This is a genomic window from Brevundimonas sp. KH_058 (assembly GCF_057838505.1).
Genome location: NZ_CM174469.1, coordinates 227135 through 243423 on the forward strand (window position 1 = coordinate 227135; position 16289 = coordinate 243423).

Genomic DNA, 16289 nt, shown 5'->3' on the forward strand with positions numbered 1-16289 from the left:
AGGTGTACCCATGAAAGCCCGCTTCGGCGCCGCCCTCGCGGCGCTTCTGTTCAGTGCAATCTCAATCGTCCCCGCCGCTGCGCAGACAACGCGCGAAACGGACGACAACGGTCGCCCGGTGGCGACCGAAGGCACCTCCCGCGCAGGCGCTGGCCGTTCACGCCGTGATCGACAACCCGCCGCGCCGGCGCCCGAACAGGTGCTGGCCGCCGCCCAGGAGCAGGCGACCCTCGGCAACACCGGTTGTCAGGTCACCGAAGCCAAGCTTCTGGGAACGACCGCCGAGAAGACCTCGGTCTACGAAATGGCCTGCGCCGCCGGCCCCGGCTACATCATCGAATCCAAGACCCCTCCGGTCGTGACCGATTGCGTCGTTCTGGCGGACTCGGCCGCGAAAATGCGCGCCGCCAACCCGGAAGCCGACGTCGGTCCGCAATGCACGATCGAGGCGAACACGGACACACAGAAGTTCCTTCGCGAATACGCCCGGCAAGCCGGCGTCGCCTGCACCGTGGACGAAGCAAAGGTTTTGGGGCGCGCCTCTGACGGCGGCATTACCTACGAAGTCGGCTGTTCCGACACGGCGGGTTTCTGGATCAAGAAGCTGAACAACGCCTGGTCCAAGACCCCATGCATTCAGGTTCTAGCCGAAAACGGAACCTGCGCCTTCACCACGCCGGCCGAAAACGCCGCGTTCGTGAAGACCCTTTTCGCCGGCTCCGAGGCGGCGTCCTGCGACGTGACCGAAGCCCGTCTGATGGGCCAGAACGCTAACGGGGTCTTCTATGAAGCCAAGTGCGCCGGCGCCGACGGCGTCATCGCCCGTCTGAACGCCGAAAACGCCGTCCAGCAGGTCTATCCGTGCGCCACCGCTCAAGCCATCGGCGGCGGCTGCAAGCTGACGACGGCTCCGGCCGCTGCGGCTGCGCCGGCCGGCGGTCGCCCGTAAGCGACGCTTCAGACTGAACGAAGGGCCGTCGGAGCGATCCGGCGGCCCTTTTGTTTTGCGCGCCCTCTTTTCCGAAAGGGAGACGCAGCCTAGCGTCGCCGTCATGCGCATCGCCACTTGGAACGTGAATTCCGTCAACGCCCGCCTGCCCACCGTGCTGGCGTGGCTGGAGCAGGCCGCCCCCGACGTCGCCTGTTTCCAGGAGATCAAATGCGTGGACGAGAAGTTCCCGCGCGAAGCCTTCGAGAGCCTGGGCTACAATGTCGAGACCCACGGGCAGAAGAGCTACAACGGCGTCGCCCTACTGTCGAAGTTTCCGCTGTCCGACATCCGGCGCGGCCTGCCCGGCGACGATACGGACGAACAGGCCCGCTATATCGAGGCCTTGGTCGAGGCGCCCCGGCCCATCCGTGTTGGGGCCATCTATTTGCCCAACGGCAATCCGATCGGAACCGAGAAGTTCGACTACAAGCTCGCTTGGTTCGAGCGTCTGAACCGCCACGCCCGCGAGCTAATGGCGTTCGAGGAGCCGTTGGCCCTTTGCGGCGACTACAATGTCATCCCCGAAGCCGAGGACGCCAAGAACCCCGCCGCCTGGACCGACGACGCTCTGTTCCAGCCCCAGACCCGCCAGGCCTTCCGCGCGCTCAAGAACCTGGGCCTGGCCGACGCGCACGAGATCGGCGGCGAACCGGCCGGGACCTATAGCTTCTGGGATTATCAGGCCGGCGCCTGGCAGCGCGACCACGGCATCCGCATCGACTTCGCCCTGCTGTCGCCTCAGGCCGCCGACCGGTTCCGGGGCATCGAAACCCACCGCGACGCCCGCGACATGGAAAAGCCCAGCGACCACGTCCCCGTGGTGGTCGATATCGATCTTGCCAAGGACGAGGAGGCCTGACGCCCATGGCCGACGCCTTGCGGGTGGTTCTGCTGATCGCCTTGGCGGCAGCCCTGCTGACGACGCTGGCCTTGGCCCTGTCGTGGTGGATGGAGCCGCCGCGTCGCCTGCACCGCGCCATGCTCAAGACCCTAGGCGCCGCACCCGAGGTCGAGGCCCTTTCGCCGGGCGAAGGCCGCGCCTGCGCGCTGAACTTCGACATCGAACAGGTGGTCGTGCTGTGGGCCAACGGCGCCCACGGCCTGGTTTATGCCTTCGACGAGGTCGAGGGCGGCGAGATCATCGTCGACGGTCATGTCGTCGCCCGCATACGCCGGGGTGAGGCGCGCAAGTCTCTGGACGTTCTGGCCCCCGACGCTGAACAGGTGGTGCTGCGCCTGATGTTCGCCGACGCTCGCCATCCCGAGTTCGAACTGGCCCTGTGGGACGCCGCCCTGCCCGCCCAGACCGGCTCGCCCGGCGAGGCGCTGCGCCTTGGTCGCCGCTGGCTATCGCATCTGGAAGCTCTGCTGAAGGGCTGATACGCGACAGGGCCTTTCGGTCGCCGCGATGGGGCGGTAGAAGCCCCGCTCATTCCTGAAGACAAGCCTTTATCAAGGAGGCCGCCTTGGCCCGCCTTTTCGACGCCTATATCGTCGCCGACTGGACCGCAGCCGAAACCAAGAAGCTCGGCGACACCTCGCTGTGGATCGGCGTGGCCAAGCGCGACGTGCGGTTCCGCCTCTATACCGAGACGCACAACGTCGCGACCCGCGCCGAGGGTGAAGCCCTGCTGGCCTCGATCCTGGCGGATCACAGAAAGCGTGGCGACCGGGTGCTGGTCGGGCTGGACTTCAACTTCGGCTATCCCGCCGGCACGGCCGCGCGGCTGAAGCTTGACGGAAATCCGTGGCAAGCGATGTGGAAGTTCATAGCGTCGAACGTCGTGGATAAGGCCGACAACACCAACAACCGCTACCAGGTCGCGGCCAAGATGAACCGGCTGATGACCGACGAGGCGTGGCCCCTGTGGGGCGCTCCGGCCAAACAGGCGCAGCGCTGGCTGACCACGACCAAGCCTCCCGCAGGCTCCGGCGCCGACATCCCCGAGTTCCGCGCCACCGAGAACGCCGTCCGCAAGGGCCGGCTTCAGCCCAAGAGCGTGTGGCAGATGCACGGCGCCGGCGCCGTCGGCGGCCAGACGCTGGTCGGCATTCCGGCCGTGCGCCGTCTGTTGGAAAGCCTCGGCCCGTCCGGCGCCGTCTGGCCTTTCGGCACCGGCTGGCGTGAACTGACGCCCGACGACGTCGAGCCCCTGTCGGCCCTGGTCGTCGAGGTCTGGCCCTCGATGCACGAGACCAAGCCCAACGAAGGCGAGTTTAAGGACCAGGCCCAGGTCCGTTCGACCGCCGAGGCCCTAGCCCAGATGGACGAAGCCGGCGACCTGGCCAAGGCCTTCGGTCCGCCCAAGGACGCTTCGCCCGAGCTGATCGCCCAGGTCGAGCAGGAAGAAGGCTGGATCCTAGGCGTCTGAGCCTAGGCTTCGTCGGCTAAATCAGGCGGCGACCGGCAGGGCCTGCATCGCGTCGGAGACGGCGCGGATCAGGGCCTCGGCCGCCACCGGCTTGGACACCGCGCCGCAGAAGCCCTGAGCCAAAAGCTCCGCCTCCATTCCCTCGCCTGCGTCCGCCGTATAGGCCAGGATCGGGGTCAGACGGTTGGGGCCGGAACTCGCTCTGATCTGGTTCAGGGCCTCGACCCCGCCCATCTTGGGCATCCGCATGTCCATCAGGATCACATCATAGGCGGTGCGTTCGGCGCGTTCGACCGCGTCAGCGCCGTCCACCGCATCCTCGACCGTCGCGCCCATGCCGTTCAGGAAGGCGCGAGCCAGTTCGCGGTTGGCGGGATGGTCGTCGGCGACCAGCACGCGCAAGCCGCCGACGTCGGCGCCGCCCATCGGCGTGGCGCCGACCGCGATCTCCTGTTCTGCAGCGGGCGCCGGGATTTCGAACCAGAAGACGCTGCCCTGGCCCTCGACGCTGTCGGCCCCTATGGTTCCGTCCATGGCTTCGACCAGCCCCTTGCAGATGGCCAGGCCCAGGCCGGTGCCGCCGTGCGAGCGCGTCTGCGACCCGTCCACCTGGGAGAAGCGGCGGAACAGCTGGTCCAGCTTGTCGGCGGCGATGCCGTCGCCGGTGTCATGGACCGCGACGTGCAGCCGTTCGTCGGCGGCGCTCCAGCGCACGGCCAGCCGCACTCCGCCACGGCTGGTGAACTTCACCGCATTGCCGATCAGGTTCAGCAGTATCTGACGCAGACGGTCGGGGTCGGCGACGACGGACGACCGATCCGTGGTCAGTTCGAGCTCCAGATCCAAATCCTTGGCGCCCGCCTGGGGTGTGAACAGCTCCAGGGTCGAACGGGCCAGGGTCTCGATGTCGGTCGGCTCGGGCCGGATGGCGACCTGACCGGCCTCCAGCTTTGAAAAGTCCAGAATGTCGTTGACCGTGCACAGCAAGGCACGACCGGCATTGTCCACCCGGCCGACATAGTTGCGCGCCAGGTCCGGCAAGGTCTGTTCCAGCGTCAGGCCGGTGAAGCCGATGATGCTGGTCAGGGGCGTGCGCAGCTCGTGGCTCATATTGGCCAGGAACTCGGCCTTCACGGCGGCGGCGGCCTCGGCCTCGGCGCGGGCCTGTTCCAGCTGGACCTCCAGCGCCTTGCGGCGCGAGATGTCGCGGATGACGACCACGGTCTCGACCGGACGGCCGGTCTCGTCGCGCACCAGCCGCATCCGCGTCTCGCCCCAGACGGCGCGGCCGTCGCGGTGCAGAAGGCGATGTTCCAGCGTAGCCGCACCTCGTCCGCGCGCCATTTGGGCGAAGGTCTGGGCCAGACGAACATGATCGTCGGGATGGACGAAGGATTCGGCCGTCCGTCCCGCCATCTCGTGCGGCTTCCAGCCCAGCAGACGCTCGACGGCCGGGGAGATATAGTTGGAATGCCCATCCAGCTGGATGCGGGCGATGACGTCGGCGGCGTTGTCGGCCAACAGCTTGAACCGATTATGGCTGCGCGCCAGCACTTCCATGGCCGCGCGCTGGTCGGTCACGTCCTGAAAGACGCCGAACATGGCCAGAGGCGTGCCGTCCGGCGAGAACTCCGCCGCGCCCTTGCTTACAACCTGACGGATGACACCGTCGTGGCGATGGATACGCAGGTCCAGTTCGAAAGGCCCCGCGCCCTCCAGCGTCCTGAGCCAGTGCGCGTTCAACTGCTCGCGTTCATCCTCGGGGTAGAAGGCCGACGCCTTCTCCATGTCGGGCTTGTAGGTATCGGGAGATACGCCGTGGATGGCATAGACCTCGTCCGACCAGAAGACAGTCTGATCGACCATGTCCACCCGCCAGTGACCGACACCGGACAGGCTCTCGATCATGCCCAGCATATGCTGCTGCTCGCCACGCTGACGTTCGGCACGCGCACGTTCCAACTCCGCCACCACCAGCCGGGCGAGGTCGCGCAACCTGTCCAGCGTCGCATCGTCTGGTCGGGGGCGGACTTGAGTGTCGATGACGCACAGGGTGCCGTAGTTTGCGCCGTCCGAGCCGGTCAGCAAGGCGCCGGCGTAGAAGCGGACGTGCTGTTCGCCGGTCACGAAAGGATTTTGGGCGAAGCGCACGTCCTTCGTCGCATCCTCCACCACCATCACGTCATTGGCGGGCAGATCGAGCGCATATGTGCAGAACGACACATCGCGCGACGTGGAACAGCCGTCCATGCCGATGCTGGCCTTGAACCACTGAATGTCGTCATCCAGCAGCGTCACCAGGGCGATGGGGCAGTCCAGCAGATTGGCGGCCAGGCGTGCGGCGGCGTCCGTCGTGGCATCGGGCGCCGCGCCGACGGCATGCAACGAACGAACACTGGAAAGACGCTGGCTTTCGTTCATCGACGCGGCACCCGGACACTGACTGGGTCCGAAAATGCGCGAACTTGCCTACTTTAACGTTACCCAGCGGTAGGTAAGTTTCCGGATCTCAGCCGATCAACGCCCGCGCCGCCGCGCGCGCCTCGTCAGTGATCTCGGCGCCGGACAGCATCCGGGCGATCTCCTCCTGGCGACGCTGGTCGTCCAGAGTGACGACGGTCGTGGTCGTCAGGCCGTCGCGGTCGGCCTTCATAACCTTCCAGTGGGCATGACCGCGCGAGGCGACCTGGGGGCTGTGGGTCACGACCAGAACCTGGGCGCCGCTCGACAGACGTTTCAGGCGCGAGCCGACGGCTTCCGCCACCGCGCCCCCCACGCCCTGATCGACCTCGTCGAAGATCATGACCGGCTGGCGCATGTCCTCGCGGCTGGCCAGGGCGGCCTTCATGGCCAGCGCAAACCGGGCCAGTTCGCCTCCTGACGCAATGGCGTCCAGCGGCCCGAAGTCGGTGCCGGCGTTGGTGGCGATCTGGAACCGCACGGTCTCGACCCCGTCCGGGCCGCGCCGGCCCTCGATCGGTTCCAGCGCCACGCGGAACCGCGCCCGCTCCAGCTTCAGCGGACCCAGTTCGCCCATGACGGCGGCGGTCAGGAGGTAGGCCGCCGCCTCGCGCGCCGAGGTCAGGAACTCGGCGGCCAGATCGTAGGATTCGGCCGCTTCCGCCGCCTCGCGCCCTGCATTGGTCAGGGCCTCCTCGCCATCCTCGATCAGCCGCAGTTGCTCGCGCAGACGGATGCGCAAGGTCGGCAGGGCGTCGACCGTGGTGTTCAGCTTGCGGGCGGCGGCGCGCAGGGCGAACAGGCGTTCCTCGGCCTTGTCCAGTCGGCCCGGCTCATAGTCGAAGGCGGCGGCGGCGGCGTCCACGGCGGCGACGGCTTCGGCCGCCTCGACCATGGTGCGGTCGATGGCGTCCACGGCGGCGGACAGTTTCAGGATGACGGGGTGATCGCCCTCGGCGCCCGCCTGCCCGGCCCGCTGGCGCGCATGTTCGACGGCGCGCAGGGCCGCGCCCAGTTTCTGGCTCAGCTTGTCGCCGCCCAGCTGGATGCGGGCGTCGGCCAGATCGGCGATCGCCTTTTCCGCCGCCCCCAGCAGCGCCCGCTCACCCGCCAGCTCCGTCTCCTCGTCGGCGCGCGGATCCAGCGCGTCCAGTTCGGACAGGTTCAGGCTGATCTCTTCCAGTCGTGCAGCAGCGTCGGCGGCCTGGACCTTCAGCTCGGCCAGCCTGGCCTCGGCGGCCTTCAGCTTGATCGAGGCCGCTGCGACCGCCAGCAGTTGCGGTTGCAAGCCGCCATAGGCGTCCAGCGAACCCCGATGGGTGCGCCAGTCCAGCAGGCCGACCGTCTCGTGCTGTCCATGCACCTCGACCAGGGCCGCGCCGATCTCGCGCAACGCCGTCACCCCGGCAGGCTGATCGTTGACATAGGCCCGGCTGCGGCCGTCGGCGCCCAGTACGCGGCGCAGGATCAGATCCTCGCCAGGCCTGACCTCGAACCCCTTCTCGGCGACCAGGGCCAGAAGATCGGGATCGTCGGGCGCGGAGAAGATGGCCGTCGCGACCGCCTGTTTGGCGCCATTCCTGACCAGACCCGCATCGCCCCGTCCGCCCAGCGCCAGGCCCAGGGCGTCCAGAATGATCGACTTGCCGGCCCCAGTCTCGCCGGTCAGCACAGTCAAGCCGCTTTCGACCTCAAGATCGAGCACGTCCACCAGGACGACATCGCGAATGGAAAGGGCGGTCAGCATTGGCGCACGCGATTCGACATCGACGCCACTCTAGCGCGCCTGATCAAGGAACAAATCAGGAATTACAGCCCGGACGCGCGACGCAGGGCCGCATTGATGCCGGACTGCCACCCCGGCCCCTGCGCGCGCCAGTGCTCGACAACGTCAGCATCCAACCGCAGGGTCACCTGCTGCTTGGGCGTTTCAGCCTTCGGTCTGCCGGGCGACCGCTTGAACTGATTAATGATGTCGTCGGGCAGTACCTCCCGAGCGGGACGCAGTTTGGCCGCGCGCTCTGCGGTCAGCTCCGGCGCATCGTCGTCGTCGAGAAAGGGTTCAGTCGGTGCTTCGGCCACGCCTTTGTTCTCGGACATATCTCTGCTCCCGATCATTGGCCTTGCGCAGGCTGATCGCCCGCACGTTTCTGTCTCGAAGGGTGAACGCCAAAACGTGCAGTCGCTCGTCCAGTTCGCCATAGGCGATCCATCGCGGTTCACCGTAATCGAATCGATCATCCACCTCGATCAAGGCTTCATACATTTGCAGGTCGTCGGCCCGCGAAAGCGAGACGCCATGCTTAGCGATATTGGCGGCGTTCTTGCCCGGGTCGAAGACGATCATTTATGTAGCTACACAAACTCAGATCGTCAAGATCGGCCTCAGCCCGGAATGATCCGTTGCAGCCAGCTCTCGCGCTTGCCCTCGGGCGCCTTCTCCGGCGCCTGGCCGTTCTCGGTCAGCAGGGCGTAGGCCTCGGCGTACCAGGGGCTGCCGGGGAAGTTGTAGCCCAGAACCGCGCCGTTGCGGGTCGCCTCTTCTTTCAGGCCCAGCTGCAGGTTCACCTCGACCAGACGATACAGGGCCTCAGGGGTGTGCGAGGTGCGCTGGAAGTCGGGATTGGCGATGACGGACTTGTAGCGGTTGACGGCCGCCAGCGGCTGGTTGGCGCGCTGATAGTAGCGGCCGATGTTCATTTCCTTGCCGGCCAGCTGGTCGTTGACCATATCGATCTTGACGGCGGCGTCCGAGGCGTAGGGCGTGCCGGGATAGCGGCGCGACACATCCTTCAAGCCGGCCAGGGCGGCGGTGGCGTAACCCTGGTCGCGGCCCACGTCCGTGATCTGCTCAAAGTTGCAAACCGCCTTCATGTAGAAGGCGTAGGACGCCGACGGATTGCCGGGAAACAGCTGGATGAACCGGTCGGCCGCCGCGATGGCGTCGGTGTAGGCGTTGTTCTGATAATATGCGTAGACCTGCATCAGGATCGCGCGACGCGCCCAGTCCGAATAGGGGTGCTGACGTTCGACTTCCTGGAAATAGTCGATGGCGTCGGACCAGCGGCGCTGCTGCAGACGCTCATAGCCGGTGTTGTACAAGGCCTCGACCGGACGTTCTTCGTAGGCGAGGCGCGGGCGCTCTTTGCCTGCGCAGCCTGAAATCGTCACTGCGGCGATCGCCGCGGCCATCAGCACCATGCCGGAACGGAACTTAGAAGCGGACAAGGACGACCCCATGACGTGTGAAGGACGGCCCTCAAGCCGTTCCCCCGGAAACCAACGCGGCGACCTCTAGCACCCGCGACCGAGCCGCGCCATGCCGAGGAAATCTCAGCATACGACTTGCCCTGCCCGGCTCCACTGGTAAAGAGCGCGCCAACCGACCGCCGTTCATGGGGGGCGGATGACGGCGAAAGGATGACCGGCCGATGAAGCTGCTCTCAGGCAACTCCAACCGCGCACTGTCCCAGGCGATCGCCGACCACCTGGATGCGCCCCTCACCAAGGCCCAGGTCAAGCGTTTCGCCGATAACGAGGTCTTCGCCATCATCGAGGAAAACGTGCGCGGCGAGGATGTCTTCATCCTGCAATCGACCTCCTACCCGGCGAACGACAATCTGATGGAGCTGCTGATCATCACCGACGCTCTGGTGCGGGCCTCGGCGCGGCGGATCACGGCCGTCATCCCCTATTTCGGCTATGCGCGTCAGGATCGTAAGACCGGCGGCCGCACGCCGATCTCGGCCAAGCTGGTCGCCAATCTGATCACGCGCGCCGGAGCCGACCGCGTCCTGACGATGGATCTGCACGCGGGTCAGATTCAGGGCTTCTTCGACATTCCGACCGACAATCTGGTGGCCACGCCCGTGCTGGCGCAGGACATCAAGGAACGATACGCCCGCGGCGACGACCTGATGATCGTCTCGCCCGACGTCGGCGGCGTGGTGCGCGCCCGCTCGCTGGCCAGTCGCCTGGACGCCGACCTGGCCATCGTCGACAAGCGCCGGCCCAAGGCGGGCGAGAGCGAAGTCATGAACATCATCGGCGACGTTCAGGGCCGCCGCTGCATCCTGTTCGACGACATCGTCGATTCGGGCGGCACCCTGGTCAACGCCGCCAAGGCCCTGATCGACCAGGGCGCGACCGAGGTTTCGGCCTATATCAGCCACGGCGTCCTGTCCGGCCCGGCCGTCCAGCGGATCACCGACGGCCCGCTGAAGGAGCTGGTGATCACCAACTCCATCGAGCAACCCCACGAAGTTTTGAACTGCCCGAAAATCCGAACGGTTTCCGTGGCTCCGCTCGTTGGTGAAGCTATCCGACGGATCGCGAACGAGGAATCGGTTTCAAAACTGTTCGATTAACCTTCGGATAACCATAAGGCCCGCCTTATAAGCGCCAACAGTGTTGGCGCTTTGTGCGCGCGTGATCGCCTGAGGAAGTCTTCATGAAATCGGCCCTACTGAGCCGCGGCCTCTCCGCCGCCGCCCTCGCCGTCGCCGTCCTGCTCGCCAGCTGCGAGAGCGGACCGTCGAAGGCTGAGCTGGAAGCGCAACGTCTCGCGGCCGAGCTGGCGGCTCGCCAGCCGCCGCCCATTTCGCTGAACAAGGACGTGGCGGACGCCGCCTCGATCTACGTCGCCTTCCTGCGCGAGGCCCGCACGATCCAGCCCGGCGGCTTCCCCGACGCCGAATCGATCCAGGCCGCCCTGCGCAAGGGTGCGTCCTATGATCCCAACCAGCTGTCGCGCGGCCTGATCGCCTATGGCTCGATCATCGCCCTGCAGTCGCCCGAGTTCGTCGCCGGCGTGCGCCAGTTCGCCATTGATCCAGTCCAGCGCCAGCAGATGGTGGCCCAGATCGTCGCCGACCCGGCCTATGCCGCCACCCTGCCCGGCGCCGACGCCGCGGCCGGCCTGATCTCCAGCACCATCGGCAAGGACGCCGTGGCCATGCGCGGCATCGCCGAGGCCATCGAGCAGGACGCCTATACCATCCAGGGCCGCAGCGACCCGCGTCGCAGCTGGGCCATCGTGCCGATCCCGCATCGCGAAGTTCGCCTGGAAAGCGCCAAGACCCTGTCGGACGTGGACATGCTGCCCTCCGCCGATGAAGCCAATCTGCTGTTCGCCGCCGCCAACAGCGGCACGGGCCTGGCCATCGAACCGTCGCGCAAGGCGCCGCCCTACACCCCCGCCGTGGTCCGCTCGTTGGCCATCGCCGCCCTTGCGGCCCTTGGATCAGGCGGCGATGAGGCGCGGGCCAATACGGAGGCACTGACGCACGAGCCGAACAGCGAGTTCTGCCTTAACATGTCCAAGCTGATGCTGTTCCAGTGCCTGGCCGCCTCGCGCCCCAGCTACGAGGACGTCTTCTGCCTGGGCCGCCACGTGACCCGCGACCTGGCCACCTGCACGACCGAAGCAACCCAGATCACCACCATCATCGTCGGTGATCCCCAGGAAACCGGTGCCGCTCCGGCGCGCACGCCCATCTCGGTCTCGGTTCCCCAGACGCCCGTTCCGGCCGCCGCCAGTACGGCGACACAGTCGCTGAACACGACGCCGTCCGGCCCGCGTTAAACCGCATCCGGCACGAAACAAGGCCCGCCCCGAGCGATCGGAGCGGGCCTTTTTCTTTGAGCGGACGACCTATTCGTAGCCGTGCGCCGCCTCGTTTATCACCTGGGACGGCATGGACGAGAAGTCCACGGCGACGGGCGTCGCTGTCTTGGATTGATAGGTCCGCAGGACGTGCGTCATGCGGCGACGCACCTCTCGCTCGGCCTCCGTGCCGGTGTCGAGCGCCAGGGGCGCCAGGCAGAAGTCGATGATGGCTTCGGTTCGGGTCAGCGGTTCCATTTGCGGGTTCCTTTCCGGGTTAAGCCGCGTGGGTGAACTGGGCGGTCTCGGTCGAGTCCTTCAGCGCCGTCGTCGACGACTGACCGTTGGAGATGACCGTGGCGACCTGGTCGAAATAGCCGGTGCCGACTTCGCGCTGGTGACGCGTGGCAGTGTAGCCGATGGCCTCGTTGGCGAACTCGCGCTGCTGCAGCTCCGAATAAGCCGCCATGCCGCGATCGCGGTAACCGTCCGCCAGCTCGAACATGGAGTTGTTCAGGCTGTGGAAGCCGGCCAGGGTCACGAACTGGAACTTGTAGCCCATGGCCCCCAACTCGCGCTGGAATTTGGCGATGGTGGCGTCGTCCAGCTTGGCCTTCCAGTTGAAGGAGGGCGAGCAGTTGTAGGCCATCAGCTTGCCCGGATGCTCTTTCTGCACGGCCTCAGCGAACTTCTTGGCGTCATCCAGATCGGGGTGCGAGGTTTCCCACCACAAGAGGTCGGCGATATTGGCGTAGGACAGGCCGCGCGCGATGCAGTGGTCCAGGCCCGTGCCCTCTTTCAGGCGGAAAAAGCCCTCGGGCGTGCGGTTGTCGCGGTCGATGAAGGGCTGATCGCGCTCGTCGATGTCCGAGGTGATCAGCTGGGCGCTCTCGGCGTCCGTCCGGGCGACCGTGATGGTCGGCGTGCCCATGACGTCGGCCGCCAAGCGCGCGGCGACCAGATTGCGCTCATGCGCCTGGGTCGGGATCAGCACCTTGCCGCCCAGGTGTCCACACTTCTTCTCCGACGCCAACTGGTCCTCGAAGTGAACGCCCGCAGCGCCCGCCTCGATGAAGGCCTTCATGATCTCGAAGCTGTTCAACGGCCCGCCGAAGCCGGCCTCGGCGTCGGCGACGATTGGAACGAACCAGTCGCGCTTGGCCCCGCCCTCCGCGTGCTCGATCTGATCGGCGCGTTGCAGGGTGCGGTTGATGCGGCGGCACAGTTCCGGCGCGGCGTTGGCCGGGTACAGCGACTGGTCGGGATACATGGCCCCGGCCGTATTGGCGTCCGCCGCGACCTGCCAGCCCGACAGATAGATGGCCTTCAGCCCCGCGCGCACCATCTGCATGGCCTGGTTGCCGGTGACGGCGCCCAAGGCGTTGATGAAGGGCTCGTCGTGCAGCAACTGCCACAGACGGTTGGCGCCGCGTTCGGCCAGGGTATGGGTCACCGGCACCGAACCGCGCAGGCGCAGGACGTCCTCGGGAGTGTAGGGGCGTTCGATGCCGTCGAAACGGCCGGAAGGGGAAGGCACCAGATCGGCGAAGGTGGTCATGGTCGAACTCGTCTCTGCGAAAGGCGCGGCCGCAGCCGCCGTCTCGGAGACAAGAACACGCCGAAGTCACGAATGACACAGCATCAGCACCGACATTGAAGTCACTTTGTCACAACATGACTTTGCATATCCGGTCATGTTGTGACATTCTACGCTTATGGACGCCTCCGCTGATCGAAAGCTGTTCCTGGGCGCCCGGCTGAAGCGGCTGCGGCGCGATCTTGCCCTGACCCAAACCGCCATGGCTGCCGACCTGGGCGTTTCTCCCAGCTATCTCAATCACATAGAACGCAACCAGCGCCCTGTCTCGGCCCAGTTGCTGCTGCGTCTGGCCGACACATACGATGTCGATCTGCGCGCCCTGAACCAGGGCGGCGCTGCGGACGAGGCCCGGCTGACCGAGATCCTGGCCGATCCCCTGTTCAAGGATCTGTCCGCCCCGCGCCACGAACTGGTGCAACTGCTCGAAGAGGCGCCCGGCGTCGCCGACGCCCTGTTGCGTCTGTATCAGGCGTTCGACGACGGCCGCACCCGTTCGCGCGCCGCCGCCGAGAACGGCGAGGGCCTGGTCGAGACCAGCCCGGCGGAATGGGTGCGCGAATACATCCAGTCGCGCGGCAACCATTTCCCCGAACTGGATCAGATGGGCGAGGCCTTGTCCGAGGCCCTGTCATCCGAGGCTCCGGTCCACGCCGATGGCTTCGAACCCGCCGCCCGTCATCGGCTGGCGGCCAAACACGACCTTGGCGTCCGCACCCTGCCGGCCGAGGTCATGGTCGAATGGACCCGCCGCTACGACCTGCACCGCCGTCGCCTGCTGCTGTCCGAGACGCTCGGCCCGTCCTCGCGCGCCTTCGCCATCGCCTATCAGCTTGCCTTGGTCGAAAACGGGCCGGCCCTGCACGACATGGTCCAAACCGCGAACGCCCCCGACGACGCCACCCGTTCTCTGCTGAAGGTCGCCCTGACCAACACCCTCGCCGCCGCGACCCTTATGCCCTACGCCGCCTTCCAGCGCACGGCCGAGGAGACCGGCTACGACCTGGCCCGGCTCCAGGCCCGGTTCGGTGTCAGCTATGAACAGGCCGCCCACCGCCTGACCACCCTGTCACGCCCGACCGCGCGTGGCGTGCCCTTCTTCCTGATGCGCGTGGATCAGGCCGGCAACATCTCCAAACGTTATGCCGCCGGCGCCTTCCCCTTCTCGCGCTTCGGCGGCGCCTGCCCGCGCTGGCGACTGCATTCCGCCTTCCGCACGCCCGGCCGCATCGTCACCCAGATCATCGAGACGCCCCCCGAGAACGGAAAGCCCGGGGGCCGCTGGTTCACCTTCGCCCGCACCGTCGAGCGTCAGGGTCACGACGGCTATGGCGAGAGCCACGACCTCGCCGTGGGCCTGGGCTGCGAACTCCGCCACGCGTCCCGCCTGGCCTACGCCCACGGCATCGACCTGCAGAACCCCGAGGTCACCCCCATCGGCCCGGCCTGCCGCCTGTGCCACCGCCACCCCTGCGCCGAACGCGCCGCCGCCCCCGTCGACCGCCCCCTGGCCGTCGACGACTGGTCCAAGTCCGTCAGCCCCTACCCGTTCGGCGCGGCCTGAGGCCTATCGCCGCTGGTCGGCCGTGCGATCACGTATGGCGTTGAACTCGGCGGTCGGTTTCCACGCCGGCCAGCTCTCGCTGTCGGCCACCGTCAGCCCCAGCCGATACAGCAGGTCCAGGTTCTGCAACGCCGCTGTGAAGTCATAGTCGGCGCGCCATTCGTCGCTGAGCTCGTGATAGTCTTTCGCCATCGCCGCCTCGTAATAGGGCTTGCCCGCCTCGATCCCGCCCTCGACGAAATCGCGTCCGGTCCACGGCATCAGGGCCGGCGCCCCGCCCGCCGCGAAGTTGAAGTGGTCCGAGCGGTAGTAGAAGTCTTCCTCAGGATAGCCGTCGCCCGTCACCACCCGCCCCTGCACGGCGGCGAACCGACCCAGGATATCCTCCAGCTCGGACTTGCCCACGCCGAACACCGCCACGTCTCGCGTTGCGGGCGTGAAGGGCAGCATGTCGATGTTGATGTCCGCCGCCGTCTTCGCCAGCGGATAGACCGGATCGGCGGCATAGGCCTCGGACCCCAGCAATCCCTGCTCCTCGGCCGTGACGTGCAGGAAGACTACGGTGCGTTTCGGCGCCGGCCCCGCCTTGAACGCCCGCGCCATCTCGATCAGGCCCGCCGTCCCCGACGCATTGTCCCAGGCGCCGTTGAAGATATCGTCGCCCTCGGCGTTCGGGGTCTTCGCCTTGCCGATGTGGTCCCAGTGGGCGGAATAGAAGACGTATTCGTTCGGCCGCTCCGTGCCGGGGATCTTGGCCAGCAGATTGTTGGAATGGATGACCTCGGTCGTCTCGGCGATATCCACGCTCAGCCGTGCATTCAGATCGACGACGCCGCCCAGACCCGCCGTCTTGGCCCGCGCCAGAGCGGCGGACAGCATCTCTCCGCCGATCGCCGCTCCCGTCGCCATATTGATCGAACCGGTGAACCGGGCGTCGCGGGCGCCTTTCACCGTCATCTGCGGCCGGTTCGCCCCGGCGACGGCGCGTCGCCAGCGGCCATCGACGTCCTGAAGGCTGATGACGCCAAGGGCGCCGCGTCTCAACGCCTCCTGCGTCTTGTGCGCGCCTGAACCATAGAAGTTGGGGTCGGCCCCCATGCTGTCCGGTTGCCCGCGCAGCACGACCACCACCTTGCCGGTCAGGTCGGCCGATCCATAGTCGTCCCACTGCGGAGCCGAGATGCCGTAGCCGGCAAAGACCAGCGGCGCGCCCTCGACCTTGACCGCCGGATCGGCCGGGCCCGCACGCAGGGTGATGTCCGTCCCCGAGACCAGCGGATGCGACGCCCCGTCCGCCCCGATCCACGACGCCGTCGGCGCCCGCTGCGGCGTAAACCGCACCAGTTCGACGGGCTGCAGCCACGATCCGTCTCGGCCGCCCGGCTCCAGCCCCATCGCCTCATACTGCCGTTGCAGATAGGCCAGCGTCAGACCCTCCCCGACTAGGCCGGGGAACCGCCCCTCCAGCTCGTCCGACGCCAGATATTTGATGTGGTCCGACAGGCGCTGGGCGCTGAACTGCGGCGTCGCGGCCGAGGCGACGGCGAAGGCGTCCATCTGCGGAGCAGGCGGCGCGACCTGCGTCGTCGCACAGGCGGCCAGGGCGAGCGCCGCAAAGGCGACGAAGGAAGAACGGCGAAGGATCATGGGCTTACTCGACGAGAGAAAAGGCAAAGGGGCGGAGATTCCTCCCCGCCCCA

Annotated in this window: 15 protein-coding genes; 7 read left to right on the plus strand and 8 right to left on the minus strand. The window is 66.9% G+C overall.

The window, feature by feature from the left end:
- The first annotated feature begins 10 nt into the window (after positions 1 to 10).
- From AC3ISA_RS01150 to AC3ISA_RS01165, 4 genes are all read left to right on the plus strand, one after another.
- Complete coding sequence (locus AC3ISA_RS01150; protein WP_372692817.1) at positions 11 to 949, plus strand: hypothetical protein; 939 nt, start codon at positions 11 to 13, stop codon at positions 947 to 949.
- 103 nt (positions 950 to 1052) lie between these two features.
- Positions 1053 to 1850 (plus strand): exodeoxyribonuclease III, encoded by a 798-nt coding sequence (xth, locus tag AC3ISA_RS01155; RefSeq protein WP_489178967.1) that lies wholly within the window; start codon positions 1053 to 1055, stop codon positions 1848 to 1850.
- A 5-nt stretch (positions 1851 to 1855) separates the two neighbouring features.
- Complete coding sequence (locus AC3ISA_RS01160) at positions 1856 to 2371, plus strand: hypothetical protein (RefSeq protein ID WP_372692815.1); 516 nt, start codon at positions 1856 to 1858, stop codon at positions 2369 to 2371.
- A gap of 86 nt (positions 2372 to 2457) precedes the next feature.
- Positions 2458 to 3363 carry a cobalamin biosynthesis protein CbiG gene (locus AC3ISA_RS01165; RefSeq protein WP_489178968.1) on the plus strand — a complete coding sequence of 302 codons (906 nt, stop codon included), beginning with the start codon at positions 2458 to 2460 and terminating at the stop codon, positions 3361 to 3363.
- A gap of 21 nt (positions 3364 to 3384) precedes the next feature.
- Here AC3ISA_RS01165 and AC3ISA_RS01170 read toward each other — a convergent pair whose 3' ends face one another.
- The 5 genes from AC3ISA_RS01170 to AC3ISA_RS01190 form a co-directional block, all read right to left on the minus strand.
- Positions 3385 to 5784: an ATP-binding protein gene (locus AC3ISA_RS01170; protein WP_489178969.1), complete on the minus strand. Its 2400-nt coding sequence runs from the start codon at positions 5782 to 5784 to the stop codon at positions 3385 to 3387.
- 88 nt (positions 5785 to 5872) lie between these two features.
- The gene (gene recN / locus AC3ISA_RS01175; RefSeq protein WP_489178970.1) at positions 5873 to 7570 is read right to left on the minus strand and encodes a DNA repair protein RecN; all 1698 of its coding nucleotides are present in this window, start codon (positions 7568 to 7570) and stop codon (positions 5873 to 5875) included.
- A gap of 62 nt (positions 7571 to 7632) precedes the next feature.
- Entirely contained in the window at positions 7633 to 7923 is a 291-nt protein-coding gene (locus AC3ISA_RS01180) for a BrnA antitoxin family protein (protein ID WP_372692811.1), read from the minus strand.
- The gene (locus AC3ISA_RS01185; protein WP_489178971.1) at positions 7886 to 8170 is read right to left on the minus strand and encodes a BrnT family toxin; all 285 of its coding nucleotides are present in this window, start codon (positions 8168 to 8170) and stop codon (positions 7886 to 7888) included. The genes AC3ISA_RS01180 and AC3ISA_RS01185 overlap by 38 nt, the downstream gene beginning before the upstream one ends.
- A gap of 38 nt (positions 8171 to 8208) precedes the next feature.
- Positions 8209 to 9063 carry an outer membrane protein assembly factor BamD gene (locus AC3ISA_RS01190; RefSeq protein ID WP_489178972.1) on the minus strand — a complete coding sequence of 285 codons (855 nt, stop codon included), beginning with the start codon at positions 9061 to 9063 and terminating at the stop codon, positions 8209 to 8211.
- Positions 9064 to 9254: 191 nt separating this feature from the next.
- On the opposite strand from AC3ISA_RS01190, the gene AC3ISA_RS01195 reads away from it, so the two are divergent.
- Together AC3ISA_RS01195 and AC3ISA_RS01200 are read left to right on the plus strand one after the other, a co-directional pair.
- Positions 9255 to 10190, plus strand: coding sequence for a ribose-phosphate pyrophosphokinase (locus AC3ISA_RS01195; RefSeq protein WP_135193234.1), 936 nt, complete (start codon positions 9255 to 9257; stop codon positions 10188 to 10190).
- Between the two features lie 83 nt (positions 10191 to 10273).
- Positions 10274 to 11407 carry a hypothetical protein gene (locus AC3ISA_RS01200; protein WP_372692809.1) on the plus strand — a complete coding sequence of 378 codons (1134 nt, stop codon included), beginning with the start codon at positions 10274 to 10276 and terminating at the stop codon, positions 11405 to 11407.
- 69 nt (positions 11408 to 11476) lie between these two features.
- On the opposite strand, the gene AC3ISA_RS01205 is transcribed toward AC3ISA_RS01200, so the two are convergent.
- Together AC3ISA_RS01205 and aceA are read right to left on the minus strand one after the other, a co-directional pair.
- The gene (locus AC3ISA_RS01205; protein WP_039245593.1) at positions 11477 to 11686 is read right to left on the minus strand and encodes a hypothetical protein; all 210 of its coding nucleotides are present in this window, start codon (positions 11684 to 11686) and stop codon (positions 11477 to 11479) included.
- Positions 11687 to 11705: 19 nt separating this feature from the next.
- Positions 11706 to 12986 carry an isocitrate lyase gene (gene aceA, locus AC3ISA_RS01210; protein ID WP_489178973.1) on the minus strand — a complete coding sequence of 427 codons (1281 nt, stop codon included), beginning with the start codon at positions 12984 to 12986 and terminating at the stop codon, positions 11706 to 11708.
- A gap of 157 nt (positions 12987 to 13143) precedes the next feature.
- On the opposite strand from aceA, the gene AC3ISA_RS01215 reads away from it, so the two are divergent.
- On the plus strand, positions 13144 to 14589 hold the full coding sequence (locus tag AC3ISA_RS01215) for a helix-turn-helix domain-containing protein (protein ID WP_489178974.1): 1446 nt from the start codon (positions 13144 to 13146) through the stop codon (positions 14587 to 14589).
- Positions 14590 to 14592: 3 nt separating this feature from the next.
- On the opposite strand, the gene AC3ISA_RS01220 is transcribed toward AC3ISA_RS01215, so the two are convergent.
- On the minus strand, positions 14593 to 16236 hold the full coding sequence (locus AC3ISA_RS01220) for a M28 family peptidase (RefSeq protein ID WP_489178975.1): 1644 nt from the start codon (positions 16234 to 16236) through the stop codon (positions 14593 to 14595).
- Positions 16237 to 16289 lie beyond the last annotated feature (53 nt).